We start from the raw sequence: 1,129 nt of genomic DNA, 5'->3' as shown, positions 1-1,129 counted from the left end.
CTAGTGACCTGAGTCGGAGATTCGTTGGCAGTATGCGGCGACTTTGTCGAGGATCTCGTCGGCTGTCTTGGTCCAGACGAACGGTCTGGGGTGTTCGTTCCAGTCGGCGAGCCAGGACCGGATGTCGCGTTCGAGGGCCTGGACGGAGCGGTGGACCCCGCGCTTGAGCTTCTTCTGCGTGAGTTCGGCGAACCACCGCTCCACCAGGTTCAGCCACGACGCGCTGGTGGGCGTGAAGTGCAGGTGGAACCGGGGGTGCGCCAGCAGCCACTTCTTGATGTCGGGTGTCTTGTGGGTGGCGTAGTTGTCGAGGATCAGGTGGACCTGGAGGCCGGCCGGGACTTCCCTGTCGAGCTTGGCGAGGAACTTCTTGAACTCGACGGCCCGGTGGCGGCGGTGGAGGGAGCCGATGACCTTGCCGGTGGCGACCTCCAGGGCGGCGAACAGGGTGGTGGTACCGGCACGGATGTAGTCGTGGCTGCGGCGTTCGGGAACACCGGGCATCATCGGCAGAACCGGCTGGGACCGGTCCAGTGCCTGGATGGAGGATTTCTCGTCCACGCAGAGGACCAGTGCCTTCTCGGGCGGGTCGAGGTAGAGGCCGACGATGTCGCGGACCTTGTCGATGAACAGCGGGTCGGTGGACAGCTTGAAGGTCTGCGCCCGGTGCGGCGCGAGTGCGAAGGCTCTCCAGATCCGTGAGACCGTCGACTGCGACATTCCCGTGGCTGCGGCCATAGACCTGGTCGACCAGTGGGTGGCGTTCTTCGGTGTCTCCTCCAGCGTCTTGACGATGACCCGTTCGACGTCGGTATCGGTGATTTTCCGGGGGACACCCGGGCGCGGGTCGTCGCACAGGCCGTCCGGGCCACGTTCGAGGAAGCGCCGCCGCCAGGTGCGGACCGTGTCCGGCGCGATCCGCAGCCGGCGGGACACCTCCATGATCGAGTGCCCCTCGGCGCACTCCAGCACGATCCGCGACCGCTGGGCCAAGGCCTGGGCCGTCATGCGGCGACGCACCCAGCCCTCAAGCACCGCCCGCTGGGCATCAGTGACCGACAACGGCGGAATCTTCGGACCCGGACGACTCATGCCCAACTAACGATGAATCTCCGACTCAGGTCACTAG

The 1,129-nt window shown here is 66.0% G+C and carries 1 protein-coding gene; it reads right to left on the bottom strand.

Annotated features, from left to right (window positions below):
- Complete coding sequence (locus ACFYT4_RS36215; RefSeq protein ID WP_389279188.1) at positions 1-1,092, bottom strand: IS630 family transposase; 1,092 nt, start codon at positions 1,090-1,092, stop codon at positions 1-3.
- Positions 1,093-1,129: the final 37 nt, after the last annotated feature.

Source organism: Streptomyces sp. NPDC004609, assembly GCF_042873655.1.
In the GTDB taxonomy this organism is placed as follows: domain Bacteria; phylum Actinomycetota; class Actinomycetes; order Streptomycetales; family Streptomycetaceae; genus Streptomyces.
This window is presented reverse-complemented; position numbering and strand designations above follow the sequence as displayed.